An 18,931-nucleotide genomic window follows, 5' to 3' on the forward strand; every position below is an offset into this window, starting at 1 on the left:
CATTATGCCCAAGTTTCTTGTAACGAGATGGCACGGCATGCACCATGTTGCGGCGCTCGCTGTGCTCGTCACTCTCTCAGCCGTGCTGGCCTGGTTCCACTGGGCGGCCGGACTTGCCGGCTTCATCCTCGCGATCGGGGTCGGCGTTTATAGTTACTTCGCGGAGCGGGCGTTCCGCAAGGATCTTAAGACGTATCTGGGCACGTTGTCCTACCGCGTGAAGAAAAGCGGCAACGATGTCATCAGCGAGCTGCCGTTCGGCATCATTCTCTATCATGAAGAACGTACCGTGGAATGGCATAATCCATACATCGCGAAGATTTTCGAACGGGAGAACGTCATCGGCGTGCCGCTGACGGAGCTGTTCCCGACGCTGCAGCATGCCAAGGATCGAGAGGGCATCATCGAAGCGGCGGTCGGCTCGCAGATGTACCAGCTGATCTTCCGTCCGAAGGATAGAATCCTGTACGTCAAGAACATCACCGAGCTCTGGCAGCTTAGCCGCAAGTACGAGGACGAGAAGCTGTCGCTCGGCGTCGTCATGATCGACAACTTGGAGGAAGTGACCCAGGGTCTTGACGATCACCAGCGAAGCTCGCTGCTTGCGAAGGTCACGACGGAAATTACGGAGTGGGCGCAGCAATACAAGATCTATTTGAAAAGGCTCACGTCGGACCGGTTCCTGCTTATTACGGATCATAAGACGCTCCGCCAGCTTGAGCATTCCCGGTTCGTCATTCTGGACGAGGTAAGGGAGATGACGGGTGATCAGAAAATACCGGTCACGCTCAGCATCGGATTCGCCGCCGGGGCCGAACAGATTACGGAACTTGGGCAATGGGCGCATACAAGCCTCGACATCGCGCTCGGCCGAGGCGGAGATCAGGCGGCCGTTAAGGTTGCCGGCCGGCAATCGTTCTACGGCGGTAAGACGAACGCCGTCGAGAAACGCACGCGCGTAAGGGCGAGGGTCGTGGCGCATGCGCTGCGGGATCTGATGCGCGAGAGCCACAATATTATCATTATGGGTCACAAGTTCCCTGACATGGACGCGATAGGCGCGGCGGTAGGCGTGCTAAAGGCCGCCCAGCTGTTCGGGAAGGAAGCATACATTGTGCTGGAAGGCGTCAATCCTTCAATCGAGAAGCTGATGGAGCTGCTGCGTGAAGAGGAGAAGCTGTCGAAGCGGTTCATCTCGCCGGAGCAGGCGCTCTCGCTCATGACGCCTCAGTCGCTGGCCGTTGTCGTCGATACGCATAAGGCATCTTTGGTGAAGGAGCCGAAGCTGCTTTCGCTGACCGAGCGGATCGTCGTCATCGACCATCATCGCAGAGGCGAGGAATTTATCAATAATGCCATTCTCGTCTATATGGAACCGTACGCGTCTTCGACTTGCGAGCTCGTCACCGAGCTGTTGCAATATATCCACGAACGCGTCGGACTGGATGTCCGTGAAGCGACGGCGCTTCTCGCCGGCATTACGGTAGACACAAAGAGCTTCTCGATGCGGACGGGAGCGAGGACGTTCGAAGCGGCTTCGTTCCTGCGGCGGGGCGGCGCGGACCCGATGGTCATTCAGCGCATGCTGCAAGAGGATCTTGAAGGATACGTAAGCAAGGCCGAAATTATCAAACACGCGGAAGTGCTGTACGACCATGTCGCGATCGCCGTCGTCGAACAGGGCATACGCAATTCGCAGCTGCTCATCGCGAAATCGGCGGATACGCTGCTCAACATGACCGACATTCTGGCTTCGTTCGTCATCGGCGAGCGGCCGGACGGCCTCATCGGCATTAGCGCCCGCTCGCTCGGCGGCATGAACGTTCAAGTCGTCATGGAACGGATGGGCGGAGGCGGCCATCTGACCAACGCGGCGGCGCAGATGGAAGGCACGGTCTACGAAGTTGCCGGCAAGCTGAAGCAGGTACTCGAACAAATTGAATCGGAAGAGGGGTTATTCGAATGAAAGTAATCTTCCTGCAAGACGTGAAGGGTCAAGGGAAAAAGGGCGAGGTAAAAGAGCTGTCCGAAGGATACGTGCGCAACTTCTTGCTGCCGAAAGGTCTCGCGAAGCTCGCGTCCGACGGAAACTTGAAGACACTGGAGGTTCAGAACGCATCGGAAGTGAAGCGCAAGGCGAAGGAGAAGGAAGACGCGCAGGCGCTGGCCAAGAAGCTGGAAGAGACGACAGTCGTCGTAAAAGCGAAAGCGGGCGAAGGCGGCCGCCTATTCGGCGCCGTAACGAGCAAGCAAGTTGCCGAAGCGCTGGCCGCGCTTGGCGTGAAGATCGATAAGCGCAAGATCGAGATGGACGATCCGATCCGCACGCTCGGCGTGACGCAAGTGCCGGTGAAGCTTCATCCGGAAGTAAAGGCGAAGCTGAACGTGCAGACTTCGGAAGAATAGTCCCGCATAACCATCATGGTCCGCCATGATTGAAAGGAGAAGCGCTAGATGAGTACGGAATTGATGTTCGACCGGGTTCCACCGCAGAATATGGAGGCTGAGCAGGCTGTCATCGGGGCGATCCTGATCCAGCCGGAAGCGCTCATCACCGCGATGGAACGGGTACGCAGCGAAGACTTCTACAGCAGCAGCCACGGCCGCATCTACGAAGCGATGATAGAGCTAGGCGAGAATAACCAGCCGGTCGACCTCGTGACCCTTACGGCGCATCTTCAGGATCAGGGCCTGCTCGAGGAGATTGGCGGCGTCAGTTATTTGGCCAAGCTGGCCAATGCGGTGCCGACAGCCGCCAACGTCGATTATTACGCGCAGATCGTCGAAGAGAAATCGATGCTCCGCAGGCTGATCCGCACGGCTACTAATATCGTGTCGGATGGGTATGCTAATGCGGAAGACGTGGGTGTCCTTCTTAGCGACGCCGAGAAGAAGATTCTCGAAATATCGAACCGCCGCTCCAGCAGCGGCTTCATCTCCATCCGGGACGTGTTGATGGAAGTATTCGAGAAGGTCGAGTTCCTCTATACGAACAAAGGCGGAACGACGGGCATTCCGTCGGGCTTCGTCGATCTCGACAAGATGACGGCCGGCTTCCAGCGAAGCGATCTGATCATCGTCGCGGCGCGGCCTTCCGTGGGCAAGACAGCCTTCGCGCTTAACGTCGCCCAGAACGTGGGCGTGAGAGCGAAGGAAACCGTCGCGATCTTCTCGCTCGAGATGTCCGCGGCGCAGCTCGTGCAGCGGATTATCTGCGCCGAGGCGAACGTCGACGCGACGCGGATGCGGACCGGCAGCTTGGAGGGCGACGACTGGGAGAAGCTCACGATGGCGATCGGCGCCTTGTCGGAAGCCCAGATTTTCATCGACGACACGCCGGGCATTACGGTGGCCGACATCCGCGCGAAGTGCCGGAGGCTGAAGAAGGAGCGCGGGCTTGGCATGATCCTGATCGATTACCTGCAGCTCATTCAAGGCCGGGGCAAAGCCGGCGAGAACCGCCAGCAGGAAGTATCGGAGATTTCCCGTACGCTGAAGATGATCGCGCGCGAGCTTGAAGTGCCCGTGATCGCGTTGTCCCAGCTTAGCCGGGGTGTTGAGCAGCGCCAAGACAAGCGGCCGATGATGTCCGACCTTCGGGAATCCGGTTCCATCGAGCAGGATGCCGATATCGTCGCGTTCCTTTACCGGGACGATTACTACGATAAGGAATCCGAGAAGAAAAACATTATCGAGATTATTCTCGCCAAGCAGCGGAACGGGCCGGTCGGCACGGTCGAGCTGGTTTTCCTCAAAAACTTCAATAAATTCGTCAACTTGGATCGGACCCATCAGGATCCGTCGCAAGCATCGTAAATATCCGAACAATTGTGTAGACACCTGCGCAATTGTTCGTTTTTCGTTTGACTTCTGATAGGCTGACTGCTAAACTAATAATGCTGTCTTCTGGCTATTGCCGCAATAGAGGATGTTCAAAAAAGCCGCTTTTGATCACGAAGCTTAACAAGAAGCTTATTCGACTTCGAATCTTGAACTCAGCCGGAACAAGCGTATGCTTTCGAAGTATGTTTCCTCCGGAAACATTGCAGGTGCTCACGTAGCTCCACTACGCTCCGCTCCTCAGTTCTCGGCTTCGTCCAACCTTCTTGGTGCTGAAAACCGGATTTTTTTAACTCGAATTTATGGCTTTTTGCGGCCGCCGAATGACGGTAATTTTCGATGTCTATGCGCATCGGACGGGGGTATGATTATGTCTACGGTTGTTGTTGTCGGTACGCAGTGGGGAGACGAAGGGAAAGGCAAAATCACCGACTTCCTGGCAGAGGGAGCCGACGTTGTTGCTCGTTACCAAGGAGGAAACAACGCCGGGCACACCATTCTCATCGACAATAAGAAGTACAAATTAACGATGATTCCATCCGGTATTTTCAATCACGATAAAACTTGCGTCATCGGCAATGGCATGGTAATTAATCCATCGGCGCTGATCGACGAAATTAACTATATTCACGATAACGGTTTCTCGACGACGAATCTGAAGATCAGCGACCGCGCGCATGTCATCATGCCGTATCACCTGGTACTCGACGCGCTCGAGGAAGACCGCAAGGGCGACAACAAGATCGGCACGACGCGCAAGGGAATCGGTCCTTGCTACATGGACAAAGCGGCGCGCAACGGCATCCGGATCAGCGACCTAATGGACGCCGAGGAGTTCGAAGCACGCGTGCGCAGCGTTATTGTCGAGAAGAACAACCTGATCAAGCAAGTGTACGGCGGAGAACCGCTTGACGCGGACGGGATCGTCAAAGACTACCTTGGTTACGCGGAAGTGCTTCGTCCGTACGTGACGGACACGTCCGTCGTGCTGAACGACGCGATCGACGAAGGCAAGAAAGTGCTGTTCGAAGGCGCGCAAGGCGTCATGCTCGACATCGACCAAGGCACGTATCCGTTCGTTACGTCCTCCAACCCTTCGGCCGGCGGCGTATGTATCGGATCCGGCGTAGGCCCATCCAAGATCCAGCAAGTCATCGGCGTAGCCAAAGCGTACACGACACGCGTAGGCGACGGTCCGTTCCCGACGGAGCAAGATAACGAGATCGGCCAACTGATCCGCGACAAAGGCCATGAGTACGGCACGGTCACGGGCCGTCCACGCCGCGTAGGCTGGTTCGACACGGTCGTCGTCCGCCACGCGCGCCGTGTTAGCGGCATTACGGGCCTGTCCCTCAATTCGCTTGACGTATTGACGGGGCTGGACACGGTGAAGATCTGCACGGGCTACAAATACCGCGGAGAAATTATCGAGCATTACCCGGCAAGCCTGAAGACGCTGGCGGAATGCGAAGCGGTATACGAGGAATACCCGGGCTGGAGCGAGGATATCTCGGGCGCGAAGAAGTTGGAGGATCTGCCCGCGAATACGCTTAGCTACCTAAACCGCATCTCTGAACTGACGGGCATCCCGATCGCGATCTTCTCGGTCGGCCGCAACCGCGAGCAGACGAACCCGGTTCGTCCGATCTACGAATAGGAAAAATGACATACGAGCCATTGGCCGGAGTGTAAGACGCTCTCGCCGATGGCTCTTTTTTTCGCCTAAGAGAATGTCCTCTCTCAACCTTGACCATAATGATAGATAACGGCGATTGCTTACGAGGGTAGGTTTGCCCTGCAATCATGATGGGAGTTGAGGGATATGTTAAGAGGAATTGCGTGGATCGCGAAGCTGGTGGCCGCGGGATTGATCATCAGCTTCTTGTCGATATGGACGACGGGATATATCGTGACGAGCTACGTCGAATCGGTGCTCAAGCAATTCGAGCTGCCGATCGAAGTCCCCCCGATGGCGATGTCGGGCGTATGGGGCAAGCTGTGGGGCTCCGACCCGCTTATGACTGGCGGCGCGACCGTCGACGAAGACGAGGGGAATGCGCCGGATAAGGGCAACGGTTCAGCCGATGGAGCGGGCAACAAGGCGGAGCCCGATGCGGAGGAGGCATTCGGCCAGACCGAGCAGCCGCCGCTGACGGATATCGGCATAGGCGGAGGCAGCGAGGCAGGCGGAGGAGCGGAAGCGCCAGGGGGCGGTACGGAAGTGCAGGAAGGCGTTGCGGGCGCCGGAACGAACGGAGAAGCGGGCGGTACGGAAGGAACCGGCGGGATCGATGGTACGGAGACGGCGGTCACGGAAGGCGAATTGACGGAGACGAAGGATAAGATGAGCGAGGAAGACAAGAACAAACTGTTCGAAATGCTGTTGACGAAGCTGCCTCAGGAATCGATGCAGCAGATCTCCGCCTATATGGAAGAAGGGCTTACGGAACAGGAATTGACCAACATTCAACAGATTATGGCACAGCATCTCGACAAGGAAGAATACGAGAGTATGATGGATATTCTGAAAAAATATTAATATTACGTTATGATGGCAACGGTTGCCCCTTTTGTTAGGCTTGTGTTAAAGTATTAGGCGAGTGATCCGACGGGAACATTCGCCTTTTTTTTCATTGTCGGAACACACAAATCTCTCAGAAGCGATGCGAAAAGGAGACTATCATGACCGGTTTCAGGGACATGAGTCGTATGAAGAAGGCATGGGAACAAGCAACCCGGTACTTTCGACATATAGGCTCACAAGGCTTGGACAGCAAGACCGAACAGCATGCCGCTGACGTGGTCGTTTCTACCCCATTCTGGCGGAAGAAATCGATTCAACTGATCGGTGGAGCGGCGATTCTGCTTACGGCAGCCGGCATTATCGGTTACCAGCAATACTCGCAGTACGTAGAACGGAACACATTCGAATTCTATCACGTATATATGGACGGCGTTGAAGTAGGAACGGTAGGCACGCAAGAGGAAGTCGAACAATGGATCGCGTCGAAGACGCAAGAGGTCCAGCAAGCAAACCCAGAAGTGAACATGGAGCTAGACACTGGCGAGATTACATACGCAAGTGACCAAGCATTCAAGGCCGTCCCCGAGACGGAAGCTACGCTGGTGAAGCTGGCGAGCCAAGTCACTTCACATGCCGTCGGCGTGGAAGTCGTTATCGACGGCAACGTGATCGGCATCGTGAAGGACCAGGCAACCGCCGATAGCATCCTGGCCCGGGTACAGAGCAAGTACGCGCCGGAGCTGGCCGCGGCGTCGAAGAAGGAAGGCAAGACGGTCACGACGTTGTCGTATGACAATAACGGAAAGTCCGAGAGTGCGGAATCGAAGTCCGCGCCCGATCTGACGAAACCAGGCCGTGTCGTCACAGATGTCGAATTCGTGGAAGAAGTCGAAATCGCGGAGGTCGAAACGGATCCTTCGAAGATTGCCGACGCCGAAGCGATCTACAAGAAGATCGTGACGGGCAGCACGAAGCCGACGAAATACGTCGTGCAGGAAGGCGACTGCGTCGGCTGCATTGCGCAGAAGTTCGGGATTACCTCCGACTTCATCCGCCAGAACAATTCTTGGATCAAGGACGACAAAATTACGATCGGCGACGAGCTGGATCTGACGGTATTGCTGCCGGAGCTGACGGTTCTAACGACCGAGAATCTAGTGGAGCTGGAGAAGATCGCCGCTCCCGTCGAATACGTGAAGAACGCCAAGATGAGAGTCGGCGAGTCGAAGACGATCACGCAAGGCGTCGAAGGCGAACAACGTTTAACCTATCGCATCGAGAAGGAGAACGGTTACGTCGTCACGGAAGAGCTGGTGAACAAGGAAGTGCTGAAGGAACCGGTCACTACCGTAATCGAGAAGGGAACGATGGTCGTTCTCGGCGAAGGTACGGGACGGTTCAGCTGGCCGGTATCCGGCGCCCGCCTGACGAGCAAGTTCGGTTCCCGTTGGGGCCGCAGCCACAACGGCATCGACATGATCGGCGGCAAGACGATCAAGGCTGCGGACAACGGCATCGTCGAATTCGTCGGCACCAAGGAAGGCCTTGGCAAATGCATTATTATTAACCACCAGAACGGCTATAAGACGGTCTACGGCCATCTGAGCTCCTACAAGGTGAGCAAAGGCGACAAGGTCGAGAAGGGCGATAGCATCGGAGTAATGGGCAATACGGGCAATTCCACGGGGACGCATCTCCATTTCGAAGTACACAAAAACGGCGTCATGCAGAATCCCCTGAAGTACTTATAATTTACGATTATCCAATTGGCTTATATTTGAAGCATCTAGGGATGATTTCCCGAGGTGCTTCTTTTATTTTAGACGTGGATCGGCAGGGGATAGTTGCGAGGGAGATTAAGGATGACATCGCTCTAATTTCCAGCCCGAAGGCAATTTCATTGTGAATGCGGCCCCGTCGTATGTTAAGATAAAAGAAAACCAATTGGACTAGCGACGGGCGGTGTAACGATGCACGGTAAAATTTTGGTGGTCGATGACGAACAGCCGATTGCGGATATATTGAAGTTTAATCTGGAGAAGGAAGGGCATCAGGTGATCTGCGCCTTCGACGGCGGTGAAGCGGTGAGGCTAGCGTTCGAGGAGCAGCCGGATCTTATCCTGCTCGACTTGATGCTGCCCGTGAAGGACGGTATGGACGTGTGCCGCGAGGTGCGCTCGAAGCTGAACATGCCAATCATTATGTTGACGGCGAAGGACACGGAAATCGACAAGGTGCTCGGACTGGAGCTTGGGGCTGACGATTACGTGACGAAGCCGTTCAGCACGAGGGAGCTGCTTGCCCGCGTGAAGGCCCATTTGCGACGCCAGACGAAGAGCGCCCAGCTGCCCGAGATTGGAGCGGCGGCGGAGGAAACCGCCCAGGACCCGCATGCGGAGCAGCAGGGGCTTAAGCTGTTCAACCTGTTCATCGATACGGACATGTATGTCGTCTACAAGAACGGTGAACCGCTCGACCTGACGCATCGCGAATTCGAGCTCGTTCATTACATGGCGCGCAACAGCGGCAAGGTCATGACGCGCGAGCATTTGCTTCAGGCGGTATGGGGGTTCGAATACTTCGGCGACGTGCGTACGGTCGACGTGACGATCAGGCGTCTGCGCGAGAAGATCGAGGATGATCCCAGCCGTCCGGAATACATTATGACGAGGCGCGGTCTCGGGTATATGATGCGTAATCCGAAGTCGGGAGGTTTCGGGTACGGATGAAGGGTCGAAGCTTCTTCCGGACGATTCAGGTTAAGCTGGTCATTATTTATTTGCTGCTGATCCTCGTGGCGATGCAGCTTATCGGCGTTTATTTCATCAGCACGGTGAAGAATTCGCTTAATACGAGCTTTACGAATAACTTGAAGGAGCAGGCCAACATTCTGGCAGAATTCGCCGCGCAGAGCCTGCTTCCGAATCAAGAGGGCGACGGCGACTCCCCCGACAACACGACAGAGGACCTGAATCTGGTGGTGCGCAACCTGTTCAGCATCAGCGGCGCCGAAGTTCAGGTGCTCGATGCGAACGGGAAAGTCGTCGCGACTTCGCTTCAGGTCCATCAGTCGTATATCGGGCAGAAGAACAAGTCGCTTGCGGTTAGCCGCGCGCTCCAGAATATTCCGGACAACGAAGAGGAAATTATCGATGAAGACAATACGCGCAAGAAGATGATCGCGCTGCCCGTCACGCATAACGACAAGGTGGTCGGGGCGGTATACGTCGTGGCTTCCATGACGGAGCTGTATGTCACGGTGAACCGGGTCAACCAAATCTTCTTCTCCGGTACGCTGATCGCGCTTGGTCTCACGGGCGTGCTCGGCATATTGCTCGCGCATACGATTACGAATCCGATTCAAGGCTTAACGCGCCAGGCGGAGGCCGTCGCGGACGGCCGATTCGATCTCAAGGCGCCGGTGCACGGCGACGACGAGATCGGACGGCTCAGCATGGCGTTCAACGACATGACGATCCGGCTGAAGGAAGCGCTCTCGGTCAACGAAGAAGAGAACGAGAAGCTTGTCTCCGTCTTGTCCAACATGAGCGACGGCGTCGTGGCGGCGGACGAACGGGGCGTCATTATCGTCTGGAACCGCCGCGCGCTGGAGCTGCTGGAGGTGGAGACGTTCCAAGGGGCGCAGCTGTCGGAGCTGCTCGGCCTCTCGCAGGACAAGCTGTCCGAGCTGGAGCAAGGCCGCGGACAGACGATTCTGCTGACGCGGGAGCCGCATGAAGGCGGCGATGCGGGCGATGTCGCAGGCTTCATGCTGAAGGTGACGTTTACGCCAATCCACCGGAGGGACAAGGGCATCACGGGTACGATCGCGGTTCTGCAAGACGTAACGGAGCAGGAGAAGCTGGAGCAATCCCGCCGCCAATTCGTCGCGAACGTCTCGCATGAGCTTCGCACGCCGCTGACGACGATCAAAAGTTATGCCGAGGCGCTGGGAGACGGCGCGCTGGAGGAGCGGGAGCTGTCGACGAGATTCGTGGGCGTTATCAGCAACGAGACCGAGCGGATGATTCGGCTCGTGACGGATCTGCTCCATCTGTCCCGTCTCGATTCGAACCAAGCGCCGCTTCGCCGCAGACAAACGAATATTCTGGAGATGCTGGACGAGGTGGCGGACCGGTTCTCCTTCCAGCTGCGGCAGAAGTCGATCTCGGCAACCGTCGGCGTGGAGCGGGGACTGAAGAACGCGTGGCTTGACCGTGACCAGATCGACCAAGTGCTCGACAACTTAATGTCGAATGCGATCAAATATACGCTGGACGGCGGGCGAATTGGCTTGACGGCGCGGCGAACGGCGGATGCCTCCTCGCTTGAGATCAGCGTGAAGGATACCGGCATCGGCATTCCGAAGAAGGATCTGACGCGTATCTTCGACAGATTCTACCGCGTCGACAAAGCGAGATCCCGCAATATGGGCGGCACGGGTCTAGGCCTGTCGATTGCCCGGGAAATCGTGAAGGCGCATGGAGGGACGATTGCGCTATATTCGGAGCTGAATGAGGGAACGACGGTTACGTTCACGCTTCCTCTGCTGAAGGAAGGAGGCGAGCTCGAATGATGGAACGAATGAAGACGGGCGTATTGATTGCGCTTGTCGCGCTCAGCTTATTGCAGAGCTACTTGCTTGCCTATAGCATGCCTGGCCTAGGAGCGACGGTAAGAAGCGATCAGGATTACGTGAACGCGGAGCCGCTCGGGACCTCCTCCCATGTGGAGAATACGATTTTCCCCGAGGAATTGATCATCCATATGGGCGGCGACAAACATACGGTCATCTATCCGAACACGCAATTCTACGAAATGATTCTCGAACAGCGGCTGATGGGCCGCGAGTTCAAGGGGTTCCAGCGGGGCCCGATCACGCTGCTCGATTGGAACGAAGTGCGGAAGAACGATATCGGGATCGAGCTTCGGTTCGGCAACGGGATAGCCGTCGACCTGCTGCAGAAGCTGCTGAAGCTGGAGGGCGATCTGCTGTTCCTGAACGATAAAATCGACCGCATCTGGATCTTCAAGACGACGGAGACGGAAGAGATCCGTACGTTCTTCTTCAGCAGCGAAGACGGCATCGTCTACGAATCGGTGCGCGCGGACTTGACCGTCCGCGACGTACAGGATTACGTCGGTTTCGGGCAGCATCTGCCGAATTACCGGATGACGGATGACGGACTGTACGTGCCGAAGGAGCCGCTGCAAGCGAAGGAAATGGTGTTCCCTTACGAGATGTATTCGCCGGAGCAGATGCAGCGCAGCTTGTTCTTCGATCCGAGCACGACGAGGGCCATCGTCGACCGAAGCGGCGCACAGATCTTCACAGATGGGAAGCGCGGATTGAAGGTCGAGCAGAACGGCCTATGGATTAACTACACGAATCCGGCCGCGACGCAAAGCAATGAAGTGATGCTGAGCGAGAATGTGTACGCTTCGGTCGACTTCGTGAATCAGAACGGCGGCTGGGATGGCGTGCATGCGCTGATCGGCTCCGCGGCGGATGAAGAGGCGAAGCTAGTGACGTTCCGTAAATATTTGGAGCAATACCCGGTCATGATCGACGGTCCGTTCAAGTACGGTTATATCCAGCTGACGCTTCAGCAAGGCGACGTGACCGAATATTCCAGGTCGCTTATTACGCTCGGGGAACAGTCGGAGTCGCGGACGGTGCGGTGGCTGCCCGGAGGCGAAGCGCTGGAAGAGCGGCTGCAGCGGTATGCGCGGCGCGGGGAAGTGTCCGCCATGTTCCCGGCGCTGAAGGCAATACCGATGGAGAACAAGCGGCTGAGCTTCGAGCCCGTATGGGCGGTAAGGCTGTCCGACGGCACCGAGGAGGTGCTGGCCGAGGCTTATCCGGCAGGCTATACCCCTCCAGTTGAGACGCCGGCGAGCGGAGGCAACGTCGGGAACGATCCCGCTAGCGGCGGGGACGGCGAAGGCGGCGAAACCGCCGAGGGTCAAACCGGGGAGGAAACGGCTGTAGGCGGCGCAAGCGGCGAAACCACAGAGAATCAGACAGGTCTGGACACGACCGAAAGCGGCAGCGGGAATACCGCTTCTGTCGACACGAGGCTGGGCTCGGGATTAACCGGCGCGGTAGTCGAACGTTTCGGCAGTGCAGGCGATTTATAAAAATATAAGAAAGTATAAGTTTTCTCTATACAGAGCTTATATTTCTCGGAATGAAACGCGCCGCGCCTCTAAGGACGTCGACAGCCGTTTCACCTTGGCAATGGCGCAAGAAAGCGTATCGATATAGGAGGTGATGGGATTGGATTGGGGCAGAGCGAAAAGCGTGTTGATCATCTCGTTCTTAATGCTGAACGTGTTGCTTGGTTATCAGCTATGGAGCGATATTCGGGAGCAGCTGAACGCGAACGTAAACTCGGCGGAGCTGCCGCAGGATAAAGTGCTGCTAATGCAGCAGAAGCGGATTACGCTCTCGGCCAACCTGCCTTCCGACACGCCGAAGCTGGGCGACCTGACGTATCTGCTCCACTCCGATGTCCATCAGAAGTCTGGCCCGACGCAGCTGGAGACGCCGATCGACAGCTCGCTTATGTTTATTAACAAGGAAGAGTTGATCAAGGCGCTCGGCAGCGAGGTGCCGGAGCTGGAGCATTATGCGTACGACCTGCATAACAGCAGGGAAGGCGTGTTCGTTCTCCATCGGATGGTCGACGGCCGCCCGATGTTCAACGCGAAGCTGGAGCTGTACAACAGCAATCTCAAAATAACCGGCTTCCTGCAGGACCGAGTGGAGCTGATCGGCAGGGGCGAGGCAAAGCAGGTACTGCCCGCGGCGAAGATCGTGGCCAGCCTGATCGAGACGTATTTGAAGGAAGGCTCCGTCATTACGGATATTCAGCTCGGCTACCATGGCCAAATTTTCGACTCGGAGAAACAGGTGTCGGCCCCATCCTGGCGCGTCATGCTCGAGGACGGCAAAGTGTATTACGTGCACGCGATCAGCGGCGAAGTGGCGACGGACGGCACGGACGATGCGGAAGCGGGCGGCGGGAAAGCAGGCGGGTAGCGGCAAGGGCGAATTGCAAGTAAAATGCGAGGCATGGTGAGTTGCTGCAGGTGAGGTATGCAATTGAGCCGCGAAACGAAATGAGAAAGAGCAAGGCGAGATGCAAGTAAATCTGATGCCTGGCGGGTGCAGCGGGTATGGGATGCAATTGAGTCGCGAAGAGGTGCTGCAGGTGCGGGAGTGTGCGTAACGGACTGACAGGACGTTATTTCATTGAAAAGGCTCGTTTTGCTTTTCTAACGGACCCAGGTGCTCTTATTCGTGTTCTTTGAGGAGCGGTACGCCCAAATCGGGGCTAATAAGGTCACGTGAGTCCGTTAGAAGTCCGGCGACTGTTATTTTGGTCAAATAGCGTTCGCTCAGTCCGTTAAATGGTTATCGCGAACCAGACTGCGCCGGGGCTGATTGTGCAATTGGGAATAAGTTTGTATGGATGCGGCGGGGCTTGACATGGTTAGATAGAGTAGAGTCCTTTTCCGCTCCAGACGAATAGAATTTATGTATTCATAGACGGTTGTTTATACTTAAAAGCTTCATTGCGATTGTAATAGGTTAATAGGGAAATGGCGTTCGTTCGTATCGTTGGCGACCGGGCGTGACAATGGGTGTTGCCGAATGGGTAGCAGGAGAAGGGATTGGACGGTTTGGGACTTCGGTTTACGGTATTGGGGAGCGGCTCGACGGGTAATGCCACCATTGTGCAGGGGAACGATAAAACGATGCTGGTCGATGCCGGGCTGAGCATGAAGAAGCTGGAAGAGTTGATGCGCGAGCGGGGAATCGGCGGTCACGAGATCGACGCGTTGTTCGTGACGCACGAGCATTCCGACCACATCAAAGGATTGGGCGCGTTCGCGCGGAAGTACGAGCTTCCGATCTACGCGAACGAAGCGACCTGGGGCGCCATGGAGCGCCACATCGGGACGATCGCCCCGGAGAAGCGGGTGTTCATGGAGTCGGGCGAAGCGCTTTGCTTCGGCTCGATGCAGGTGCAGTCGTATCCGATCTCGCATGACGCGGCGGAGCCGGTCGGCTACTGCTTCGAAGAAGACGACGAGAAGCTGAGCTTGGCGACGGATCTTGGCTATGTCAGCGAGAAGGTGAAGCGCCAAATCATCGATTCGGATGTACTGGTGCTGGAATCGAACCATGATACCGAGATGCTCCGGATGGGCCGTTACCCGTGGAACATCAAGCGCCGCATCTTAAGCGACGTGGGCCATCTGTCGAACGTCGCGGCGGGCGAAGCGCTGATCGAGCTGATGACCGACCGGACGAAACGCGTCTATCTCGCGCACCTCAGCCTCGACCACAATCAAATGGATTTGGCGATGCTCACGGTCAATTCTATATTGGAGAACCACGGAATATTTTATAAGCAAGAGGAGTTTCCGCTGCGCCATACGTATCACGACCGGCCTACGCCATGGGATGAAGTGAAGCGGAAATCAGACTCTCCAGTTGCTCGTCCAGCTGCTCCGCCTTGGCGGTAAGCTCTTCGCGCGACAGCAGGCCCTTGTCGATAAACAGCTCGAGCATCGCGCTGAGCGTAAGCACCGTGCGGTAATGGTCCTCCTTCAGGTCGGCCAGCTTGGCCGCAAGCTGCACCTGTTCCCAGGCGGCGGGCGTGTTCTGTTTCATCGACATCTCTCCTTGTGTAAGGTGAAACGGCTGTCGCCGTTCTTTGGCGGTGCGGTTCGTTTCATTCCGAGAAATATGGGCTAAGTATGGAGAATACTTATACTTTCCTATATTTTAAAAAATGTTGTTGTCGCTGCTTCTAATCTATTATTATTTTAGTCATTTCTTCCGAAAACATTCCTAGATTACAAAAAAAGAGATATGGTTCGGTTCCAAGGAGAGGAGCGATTCCGATGAGCATTTTCGACGACGATTTTTATTCCACCAAGGTGTCCAAGCGAACCGTCAGGCAGAGCAGGCGGGAAGATACCAGGTTCATATACAAAAGCGGTGAGCGCAAGTGGTCGAATGTACGGATCGCGTTCATCTCATCCTTCACGAGCGCGGTAGCGGCGACGCTGCTGTTCGGGGCGATCTTCGGCGGCTTCGGCGGTGATTCGACGGCAAGCGGCAAAGGCGGCTCGACGCCAAGCGGTCTCGTCACGACGGGCGATCCATCGGAGCGGGCCATCAACGCCGCGGCGAAGGTCAGTCCGGCCGTCGTCAGCATCATCAACGAGCAGCTGTTCGGGCTCGGGCTCGGAAGCGAGCCGCTCGAAGGCGATGAGGCGAAGGAGGGCGAAGGCGTTCTGCGCGAAGCGGGCGTCGGCTCCGGCGTCATCATCAAGAAGAAGGACGGCAAAGCCTATATCGTCACCAACTACCACGTCGTGGCGGGCGCGCAGAAGGTACGGGCGGTGCTGACGAACGGTGAAGTGCGGGAAGCGAGCGTCGTTGGCATGGACCAAATTACCGATCTGGCCGTGCTGGCGATCGACGATAAAGGCATCGACACGGTAGCGGAAATCGGCGATTCCTCCGCGCTGCGCAAGGCGGAATTCGTGATGGCGATCGGCAACCCGCTCGGCATGGGCGAATCCATCACGATGGGCGTCGTGAGCGTCATCGAAGAAGTTGTGCCTGTATCGCTGAATCAGAACGGCGTCATCGACTGGGAGCAGGAAGTGATCCGGGTCGACGCCGCGATTAACCAGGGCAACAGCGGCGGACCGCTGATCGACATGAACGGCCATGTCGTCGGCATCAACAGCATGAAGATCGCGGACTTCGGCGTCGAGAGCATCGGCTACGCGATTCCGATCAACAAAGCGATGCCGGTCCTGGAAGAGCTGATGGACCAAGGCTACGTCTCGCGGCCGTACCTTGGCGTCTATACGCTTGATCTGGAGCAGTACTGGCAACAGCAGAACATGGACATGGACGATCTAGGCGATCTGTTCGGCGAGGACGGAGAAGGTTCAGGCTCCGCCGAGGTGGAACCTGGTGCGGGCGGCTCCGAAGAAGATTCTTCGGAAGGCAGCGGCGATGGAGCGCCTACGGAAGAAGATAAGTCCGATGATGCTGCAGCAGCGGCCGAAGAGCTCAATCTGCCGGATGACGTATTATCCGGGGTGATCGTCCTGGAAGCGGTAGGTCCGGCGCTGAAGGCGGGCTTGCAGTTCAACGATGTCATCGTCGAACTGGACGGTCACGCGATCGGCAGCACCATGGAGCTGCGCAAGTACCTCTATAGCCAGAAGAAGATCGGCGATAACATCGAAGTATCCTACTACCGGGACGGCGAGCTGAAGAAAGCGAAGTTTAAGCTGGGCGAGAACGAAGCGGAAGAGTAGGACGGGGTAACACGACGGAATACGCGCGGAATGCCGCGGAATACTGGGGAATACTTGTGGCACAACCGCGATCGAGCCCCGCAGTTAGAAAAGAGGCTGCCGCCTCCAAGCGAGGATGAGGAATCATCCAGCTTGGAAGCGGCAGCCTTCTTGTTTTTAGGGTCGAGTTCAAGGCAAGCGAAGCCGAGTAGAACGATCCTGAAATTCCGTAACCATCGCGACTTCGACGATCCTTCAAACTGTATGCCGAACTGAAAAGATGGCTAACGGAGCGCACAGCCGTTATTTTGCCTTTCATGCCTCATTCTAAAATCTAACGGAGCTACGCGCGCTTATTGCTCGGATTTCTAGGGAAATGGCACTGTTTGATAGCCAATAGCGACCTCCAGCTCCGTTAGAATTTCTAATCAATCGATTTGGACCAAATAACGACTGTGGCCGCCGTTAGCCATCTCAAACGGTTGCCATCGTGTTCAGATCATGGGCTGTATGGCAAATGTAGAGTAGTAACGGTAATTCTGAATCGAACTACTAGTGTTCGGCTTAGTAAGCCGTCCAACCTGCGTCGGCCGTCACGACGGTGCCATTCACGAAGCTGGCATCGTCGGAAGCGAGGAACAGCGCGACCTTCGCGATTTCTTCAGGTTTGCCGACCCGCGGGTTCAACTGCATGCCGATCATGGCGCGTTCCGCTCCGAACGGATTCGGTGCTGTCATGGATGCGGCGATGTTCGTCTCGACGCCGCCCGGTGCGATCGCGTTGCAGCGGATGCCCTTCGGCGCGTATTGGAAGCCGACGTTCTTCGTGAGGCCGACTACGGCGTGTTTGGCAGCGGTATAAGCCGCGCCCGCTCTCGAGCCGTTCAGGCCGCCTGCGGATGCGATGTTCACGATAACGCCGCCGTTCTTCTCGAGGAAGATCGGAAGCGACTTGCGGATCGTTCTCATCGGTCCCGTCGTATTCACGGCGAAGACGCGTTCCCATAGCTCGTCCGTCAGGTCGCCGGCCGGTACGAAGTTGTCCATGATACCCGCGTTGTTGATCAGAATATCGAGCGTGCCGTATTCGGCAACGGTGGCGTCGACGAGACGCTGCACGTCATCTTCTTTCGCAACGTTAGCGGCAATCGCGAGAGCGGTACCGCCGTTCGACGTAATTTCGTCAACGACTTTCGATGCGTTGTCCACGTTAAGGTCGGATACGACGACCTTCGCGCCTTCCGCGGCGAACAATTGGGCAATCGCTTTGCCCATGCCGGATGCCGCGCCCGTGACGATTGCGACTTTGCCTGTCAATTTCATGAATGATTCCTCCTCTAAGGGATTAGTATGGTCATGATGGTGATTTTAAATTTTCAACACTTGTACATTACATAACAGGTGTTACGTTTACTATAATGAAATTAAGCGAAGGCAACAATATATAAAACGCTTTCATTTGTACGATAATAGACAGATGAGGCATGTTTGTTGGGTATGTAATACTGGAAAGGCGGGAGCGGATTGGCACAAAAGGAAAACGATCGCCGCGTCGCGCGAAGCAAGGCGGCGCTGAAGGAAGCGCTGTTGTCGCTGATGGAGAGGAAAAGCTTCTCCGCGATCTCCATCACGGAAATCGTGGAGACGGCGAATTATAATCGCGGGACGTTTTATTCGCATTTCGAGAATAAGGATGCTCTGCTCGCAGAAGTGATCTCTGAGTTGATCGACGAGCTGATCGCGTCGTTCCGCGAGCCATACGAGCATGTGGAGATTTTCCGCGTGGACGAGCTGGGGGCGCAGTCGGTAACGATCTTCGAACATATTTTCGCGCGGAGGGAAGTGTATTCGACATTGTTCCGGGGCGATACGCTGCCGATCATCAAGGAAAAGATGTTCAGCGCGATTCGGCGAATCTCCGCCGAGGACTTGGTTTACCCGGAGGCCGACACGACGATCAATCCGGAGCTGCGGATGGTGTACAGCCTGCATGCGCTCATGGGACTCGTATTCCACTGGATCGAAGGCGGTTTTGCGTACACGCCTGCCTATATGCAGGATCAGCTGGTGCAGCTCATTCACTGGCGGCCGACGGCGGCGAAAACGGTGCGGCGAGGAGAGGCGGAGCGAAAGGGCAAGGGGAAGTAAACATTTTTGGTTCGGATAAAATCGGATGGACCGCGTTGGGGAATAGCTAGTAGAAGATGGACGGAATTACGGTCTTCACAG

Annotated in this window: 15 protein-coding genes; 13 read left to right on the forward strand and 2 right to left on the reverse strand. The window is 56.2% G+C overall.

Going from position 1 to position 18,931, the window contains the following annotated elements:
• The first annotated feature begins 4 nt into the window (after positions 1–4).
• The 11 genes from RB620_RS21025 (at position 5) to RB620_RS21075 (ending at position 14,902) form a co-directional block, all read left to right on the forward strand.
• The gene (locus RB620_RS21025) at positions 5–1,966 is read left to right on the forward strand and encodes a DHH family phosphoesterase (RefSeq protein ID WP_308097723.1); all 1,962 of its coding nucleotides are present in this window, start codon (positions 5–7) and stop codon (positions 1,964–1,966) included.
• Positions 1,963–2,406, forward strand: a complete 444-nt coding sequence (gene rplI, locus RB620_RS21030; protein WP_308097725.1) for a 50S ribosomal protein L9 — start codon at positions 1,963–1,965, stop codon at positions 2,404–2,406. The genes RB620_RS21025 and rplI overlap by 4 nt, the downstream gene beginning before the upstream one ends.
• A gap of 48 nt (positions 2,407–2,454) precedes the next feature.
• The gene (gene dnaB, locus RB620_RS21035; protein WP_308097727.1) at positions 2,455–3,816 is read left to right on the forward strand and encodes a replicative DNA helicase; all 1,362 of its coding nucleotides are present in this window, start codon (positions 2,455–2,457) and stop codon (positions 3,814–3,816) included.
• A gap of 394 nt (positions 3,817–4,210) precedes the next feature.
• Complete coding sequence (locus tag RB620_RS21040; protein ID WP_308097730.1) at positions 4,211–5,497, forward strand: adenylosuccinate synthase; 1,287 nt, start codon at positions 4,211–4,213, stop codon at positions 5,495–5,497.
• A gap of 165 nt (positions 5,498–5,662) precedes the next feature.
• Positions 5,663–6,379 (forward strand): hypothetical protein, encoded by a 717-nt coding sequence (locus RB620_RS21045; protein ID WP_308097731.1) that lies wholly within the window; start codon positions 5,663–5,665, stop codon positions 6,377–6,379.
• Between the two features lie 143 nt (positions 6,380–6,522).
• The gene (locus RB620_RS21050) at positions 6,523–8,115 is read left to right on the forward strand and encodes a M23 family metallopeptidase (RefSeq protein ID WP_308097733.1); all 1,593 of its coding nucleotides are present in this window, start codon (positions 6,523–6,525) and stop codon (positions 8,113–8,115) included.
• Positions 8,116–8,334: 219 nt separating this feature from the next.
• Complete coding sequence (gene yycF, locus RB620_RS21055; RefSeq protein WP_308097735.1) at positions 8,335–9,093, forward strand: response regulator YycF; 759 nt, start codon at positions 8,335–8,337, stop codon at positions 9,091–9,093.
• The gene (walK, locus tag RB620_RS21060) at positions 9,090–10,940 is read left to right on the forward strand and encodes a cell wall metabolism sensor histidine kinase WalK (protein ID WP_308097737.1); all 1,851 of its coding nucleotides are present in this window, start codon (positions 9,090–9,092) and stop codon (positions 10,938–10,940) included. The genes yycF and walK overlap by 4 nt, the downstream gene beginning before the upstream one ends.
• Positions 10,937–12,505, forward strand: a complete 1,569-nt coding sequence (locus tag RB620_RS21065) for a YycH family regulatory protein (RefSeq protein WP_308097738.1) — start codon at positions 10,937–10,939, stop codon at positions 12,503–12,505. The genes walK and RB620_RS21065 overlap by 4 nt, the downstream gene beginning before the upstream one ends.
• A gap of 139 nt (positions 12,506–12,644) precedes the next feature.
• Complete coding sequence (gene yycI / locus RB620_RS21070) at positions 12,645–13,409, forward strand: two-component system regulatory protein YycI (RefSeq protein ID WP_308097740.1); 765 nt, start codon at positions 12,645–12,647, stop codon at positions 13,407–13,409.
• A 644-nt stretch (positions 13,410–14,053) separates the two neighbouring features.
• On the forward strand, positions 14,054–14,902 hold the full coding sequence (locus RB620_RS21075) for an MBL fold metallo-hydrolase (RefSeq protein WP_308097805.1): 849 nt from the start codon (positions 14,054–14,056) through the stop codon (positions 14,900–14,902).
• Here RB620_RS21075 and RB620_RS21080 read toward each other — a convergent pair.
• Positions 14,829–15,050 carry a hypothetical protein gene (locus RB620_RS21080; protein ID WP_308097741.1) on the reverse strand — a complete coding sequence of 74 codons (222 nt, stop codon included), beginning with the start codon at positions 15,048–15,050 and terminating at the stop codon, positions 14,829–14,831. The two genes, RB620_RS21075 and RB620_RS21080, sit on opposite strands and share 74 nt — an antisense overlap.
• A gap of 233 nt (positions 15,051–15,283) precedes the next feature.
• On the opposite strand from RB620_RS21080, the gene RB620_RS21085 reads away from it, so the two are divergent.
• Complete coding sequence (locus RB620_RS21085; protein WP_308097744.1) at positions 15,284–16,723, forward strand: S1C family serine protease; 1,440 nt, start codon at positions 15,284–15,286, stop codon at positions 16,721–16,723.
• Positions 16,724–17,266: 543 nt separating this feature from the next.
• Here RB620_RS21085 and RB620_RS21090 read toward each other — a convergent pair.
• Complete coding sequence (locus RB620_RS21090; RefSeq protein WP_308097746.1) at positions 17,267–18,025, reverse strand: SDR family oxidoreductase; 759 nt, start codon at positions 18,023–18,025, stop codon at positions 17,267–17,269.
• A 201-nt stretch (positions 18,026–18,226) separates the two neighbouring features.
• Here RB620_RS21090 and RB620_RS21095 point away from each other — a divergent pair, with 201 nt between their 5' ends.
• A complete protein-coding gene (locus RB620_RS21095) occupies positions 18,227–18,850 on the forward strand; it encodes a TetR/AcrR family transcriptional regulator (protein WP_308097748.1) in 624 nt (207 codons plus the stop codon).
• The last annotated feature ends 81 nt before the right edge of the window (positions 18,851–18,931 follow it).

The organism is Paenibacillus sp. LHD-117 (genome assembly GCF_030929555.1).
GTDB lineage: Bacteria > Bacillota > Bacilli > Paenibacillales > Paenibacillaceae > Pristimantibacillus.

Excerpts from the sequence above, each read along its gene's own strand:
- RB620_RS21040 (WP_308097730.1), top strand. The coding sequence starts at position 4,211 with ATGTCTACGGTTGTTGTTGTCGGTACGCAGTGGGGAGACGAAGGGAAA.
- yycF (WP_308097735.1), top strand. The coding sequence starts at position 8,335 with ATGCACGGTAAAATTTTGGTGGTCGATGACGAACAGCCGATTGCGGAT.
- RB620_RS21065 (WP_308097738.1), top strand. The coding sequence starts at position 10,937 with ATGATGGAACGAATGAAGACGGGCGTATTGATTGCGCTTGTCGCGCTC.
- RB620_RS21080 (WP_308097741.1), bottom strand. The coding sequence starts at position 15,050 with ATGAAACAGAACACGCCCGCCGCCTGGGAACAGGTGCAGCTTGCGGCC.
- RB620_RS21050 (WP_308097733.1), top strand. The coding sequence starts at position 6,523 with ATGACCGGTTTCAGGGACATGAGTCGTATGAAGAAGGCATGGGAACAA.
- RB620_RS21045 (WP_308097731.1), top strand. The coding sequence starts at position 5,663 with ATGTTAAGAGGAATTGCGTGGATCGCGAAGCTGGTGGCCGCGGGATTG.
- walK (WP_308097737.1), top strand. The coding sequence starts at position 9,090 with ATGAAGGGTCGAAGCTTCTTCCGGACGATTCAGGTTAAGCTGGTCATT.
- RB620_RS21025 (WP_308097723.1), top strand. The coding sequence starts at position 5 with ATGCCCAAGTTTCTTGTAACGAGATGGCACGGCATGCACCATGTTGCG.
- RB620_RS21090 (WP_308097746.1), bottom strand. The coding sequence starts at position 18,025 with ATGAAATTGACAGGCAAAGTCGCAATCGTCACGGGCGCGGCATCCGGC.
- rplI (WP_308097725.1), top strand. The coding sequence starts at position 1,963 with ATGAAAGTAATCTTCCTGCAAGACGTGAAGGGTCAAGGGAAAAAGGGC.
- RB620_RS21085 (WP_308097744.1), top strand. The coding sequence starts at position 15,284 with ATGAGCATTTTCGACGACGATTTTTATTCCACCAAGGTGTCCAAGCGA.
- dnaB (WP_308097727.1), top strand. The coding sequence starts at position 2,455 with ATGAGTACGGAATTGATGTTCGACCGGGTTCCACCGCAGAATATGGAG.